4 protein-coding genes are annotated in these 3,962 nt (G+C 70.3%); 2 read left to right on the forward strand and 2 right to left on the reverse strand.

The window, feature by feature from the left end; translation table 11 throughout:
• Window positions 1–159 precede the first annotated feature (159 nt).
• Window positions 160–1,530, forward strand: a complete 1,371-nt coding sequence (gene flbD, locus MFF42_RS25515) for a sigma-54-dependent transcriptional regulator FlbD (RefSeq protein ID WP_238258768.1) — start codon at window positions 160–162, stop codon at window positions 1,528–1,530.
• A gap of 33 nt (window positions 1,531–1,563) precedes the next feature.
• Here the strand turns inward: flbD and MFF42_RS25520 are convergent, their stop codons facing one another.
• Both MFF42_RS25520 and MFF42_RS25525 read right to left on the reverse strand, forming a co-directional pair.
• Complete coding sequence (locus MFF42_RS25520; protein ID WP_238224171.1) at window positions 1,564–1,848, reverse strand: hypothetical protein; 285 nt, start codon at window positions 1,846–1,848, stop codon at window positions 1,564–1,566.
• Window positions 1,849–1,900: 52 nt separating this feature from the next.
• Window positions 1,901–3,247, reverse strand: a complete 1,347-nt coding sequence (locus MFF42_RS25525) for a KpsE/RkpR family capsule polysaccharide export protein (protein ID WP_238258769.1) — start codon at window positions 3,245–3,247, stop codon at window positions 1,901–1,903.
• A gap of 271 nt (window positions 3,248–3,518) precedes the next feature.
• On the opposite strand from MFF42_RS25525, the gene MFF42_RS25530 reads away from it, so the two are divergent.
• Window positions 3,519–3,962, forward strand: a 444-nt coding sequence (locus MFF42_RS25530; protein WP_238258770.1) for a hypothetical protein, incomplete at its 3' end; no start/stop codon positions are given.

Consider the following 3,962-nt stretch of genomic DNA (forward strand, 5'->3'; position numbering starts at 1 on the left):
CGCCTCGGCGTCACCATGACCGAGATCATCAAGAACGATCACTGATCCTTCGTCCCACCCGTGCCCTCATCCTGAGGTGCCGCATCAGCGGGCACCTCAGGATGAGGGAGAGGGTGGGAGACGCGATCGGACGGCAAACCTTTTCGGAGATACCACGCCATGCGGCTGCTCATCGTCGGACGGCTCTCGGGCGAACTCGTCACCGCCTCGAAGATCGCGATGCACCGGGGGGCCTCGGTCACCCACGCGGAGGGGATCGACCAGGGCCTCGCGGTCCTGCGCGCCAAGGGCGGCGACCTCGTCATGGTCGATGTCGGCCTCGACATCCGCCGGCTGGTCCAGGCGCTCGCCGACGAGCGCATCCGCACGCCGGTGGTGGCCTGCGGCATCGCCTCCGATGCCCGCGCCGCGGTGGCGGCGATCCAGGCCGGCGCCAAGGAGTACATCCCCCTCCCCCCCGATCCGGAGCTGATCGCGGCGGTGCTGGAGGCGGTGGCGGCGGATGCCCGCAGCTTCGTCTGGCGCGACCCCTCGATGGAGCGCGTGGTCCGGCTCGCCGAGCAGGTCGCCCGCTCGGAGGCCTCCGTGCTCATCACCGGCGAGAGCGGCACCGGCAAGGAGGTTCTGGCCCGCCACGTCCACGCCAAGTCGAACCGGGGCAACCGCCCCTTCGTCTCGGTCAACTGCGCGGCGATCCCCGAGGCGCTGCTCGAATCCGAGCTGTTCGGCCACGAGAAGGGCGCCTTCACCGGCGCGGTCGCCCGGCGCATCGGCCGGTTCGAGGAGGCCAACGGCGGCACGCTGCTCCTCGACGAGATCTCCGAGATGGACGTGCGGCTGCAATCCAAGCTCCTGCGCGCCCTGCAGGAGCGGGTGATCGACCGGGTCGGCGGCGCGGCCCCCGTCAAGGTCGATATCCGCGTGCTCGCCACCTCCAACCGCAACCTCGCCGAGGAGGTGAAGAAGGGCACCTTCCGCGAGGACCTGTTCTACCGCCTCAACGTGGTGCACCTGCGCCTGCCGCCCTTGCGCGAACGGATGGCCGACATCCTCGAACTCGCCGCCCACTTCGCCCGCAAATACGCGGAGCTGAACGGGCTTCCGCTGCGGCCGCTGGCCCGCGACGCGCAGGCGCTGGTCGCCCGCAATCCCTGGCGCGGCAACGTGCGCGAGCTGGAGAACACGATCCACCGCGCGGTGCTGCTGGCCCAGGGCGCGGACATCGGCCCGGACGCGATCCTGAGCCCGGAGGGCGAGTCGCTCGCGGCGCCCGCCGCCTCCGGCCCGGTCGAGCGGGCGGCGAGCGCGGCGGAGGCCGCGACCCGCGGCCTCGTCGGGCGCACCGTGGCGGAGGTCGAGCGCGACCTGATCCTCGATACCCTCGACCATTGCCTCGGCAACCGGACGCATGCCGCGCGCATCCTCGGCATCTCGATCCGGACCTTGCGCAACAAGCTCAACGAGTATGTCGAGGCCGGCGTGCAGGTGGCCGAGCCCGGCGGCGTGCGGGCGGTCGCGGCCTACGGCTGAGACCGTTTCCGCTCGACCAGCGCGGGCGGCGGCTCACCGCTTCTTGGCGAACTGCGCCTCGTACTCGGCGTTCTGGGCCGCCCGCGCCTGCTCGATCTTGCGCAGGGTGAGGAAGCGGACGATGTCGAACTCGACGTCGCGGATCGTCTCCTCGATCAGGTGGCGCTGGAGCAGGATGCGGGGATCGTCCCCGGCGAGGCTCTCGCGCTCCTGGAGCCGCTGCACCGCCTGCCGGACGACCGTGTAGACCTGCTCGCGCTCCTCCCGGCTCATGGAGGGGCTGACGGCGCGGGCGATGAGGTCGGTGAAATCCGCCATGAGAATCGTTTTAGCGACAATCGTTCGATGAGAGCCCCGCGCCGGCCGCCGCTCAGAGCCGGTTGTCGTTGACCGCGGCGGACACGAGCGAGACCGAACTCCACAGGACGGTAAAGCAGAACAGGGCCGCGAACACGGCGTGGAAGGGGGCCGGGTACTCGGAATAGGTCGGCAGCAGGGGCGGCACGAAGGTCGCCAGATAGATCTGCTGCTTGGCCGCCGCGACCCGGGCGCGGTCGAGGATCAGCTGCAGCGAGCCGTGAAGCTTCTCCGCCACCGTCTGCTCGACCATCAGGCTCTCGTATTCGAGCAGCGCCTGGGTGAGGTTGTGCTCGGCATTCGAGACGATGCCGTCGGTGGTGAGGCGGCTCTGCAGATCCTTGATCTGGCCGTCGAGGGCGCCGACGGTGGCCACGAGCACCTGGATGCTGCGGCTCTTCTCGTCGAGCTTGGAATCGCGCAGGACGCGCAGGTCGTTCTCGGCCTTGATCTTGTCCTTGCGCAGGAGCTCCATCGTGGTCACGGCCGCCTCGGCCGTCTTCACCGGATCGATGATGCCCCAGCGGTTGCGGAACTCCTGGATCGCGACCCGCGCCTGCTTGAGCCGCTCGGCCGACTGCTCGACCTCCTTCTTCGCGTTGACGATCATGTCGTCCTGGGCCCGGCGCGAGATGCCGTTGACCAGGGTCTCGGAGCGGGCGATCACCTCCTGCGAGATCGCGACGGCATCCTCGGGGGTGAAGGCGCGCACCTTCAGGTGGATCACGCCGGAGATCGCATCGATCTGGGGCACCACGTGCCGGCGCCAGTAGCGCACCAGCTTCTCGACCGGCTGGCCTTCGCCGTAGCGGGCCCAGAAGTCGATCCCGTCCTGCGAGAACATCTTCGCGAGGCCGAGCTTGGCATCGACGGCCTCCACCATCGGCCGGCTGCCGATGTAGTCGCGCAGGATGAAGCTGTCCTGGCTGTTGTGCTTCTGGATCAGGTCGGTGTGCAGGCCGAGATCGGCGCTGGCCATCGGCTCGACATTGCCGCGCACGGCGAACTGCGACTCGACGATGTATTGCGGAGAGGCGATCACGAAGACGTAGAGCCCGACCACCGCGGTCGGCACCAGCGCGAACAGGCAGTAGCCGCGGAACAGCCGCTTGACCATCCGCTCGGGCGGACGCGCCTCCCGCGGCCGCAGGCCGGGCAGCCGGGTCCATTCGAGGGTGCGGCGCGCCCGCTCGACCAGGGCCACGCCGAGATGCCGGCCCTTGCCGGGCGCGACCGGTTCGATCGTCTCGGCGTTGCGCCGCAGATCCGGCACGGAACGCCGGGCGAGATCCATGAGCGACTGGACGCTCGGGCTCGGCCGTACCCGGGTCGCCTGCTTGACCTCGTCGTCGGAACTCATCGAATGGGGGTCCTCACGGATCCGCGGCCGGAGCGCACCCGCGCGAGGCGCCTCGCGCCCGGCCCTTCGCGATACGCTCGGGCAAGGCGCACGGACGAGGCTCTTCGGCAAGCTCGGGGCGACATCCTGTCTGGTGGTTCAGGTCACGTTCTTTTCGGCCCTTTTTATGGCGCGGCGATCGGTCGGGATTGCGCCCAAGGCGGGGGGACTGCGATACCGCCCCGGACATCGGGGTACGGCCCGAATCGCGCGGGGCCGGACAGGGGGACATGTGGGACGGCGGCAGGATCCGGACGGGACGGCCCAAGCTGGAACGGCCCAAATTGGGACGACCAAGGTCAGAACGGCCAAGGCGAGCTTCTCGGACCTCGTGCTGGTCTGCCGCAAATGCGCCAAGCGCCAGGGCGTGGACCGCAAGCAGATCGGCCGCGCCGTCAAGCGGGCCCTCAGGCAGGGCGGGCGCGGCGAGGCCTTCGCGAAGGAGTCCGGCAAGGGCGCCGGCAAGGTCCGGCTGCTGGAGACGGGCTGTCTCGGCCCCTGCCCCAAGCGGATGCTGACGCTCGCCACGCCGGATTCCCTCGCCCGCCGCCGCGTCATCCTCGTCGATCCGGCGCTCGACGGCCTCGCCCGCGAGGCGCTGGTCCTCGCGCCCGCGCCCTTGCCTGCGCCCTCGCCCGCGCCTCTGCCCACCCCCCTGCCCGCGCCCGGCGCGGCG

It is taken from the genome of Methylorubrum podarium (assembly GCF_022179745.1).
In the GTDB taxonomy this organism is placed as follows: Bacteria; Pseudomonadota; Alphaproteobacteria; order Rhizobiales; family Beijerinckiaceae; genus Methylobacterium; species Methylobacterium podarium.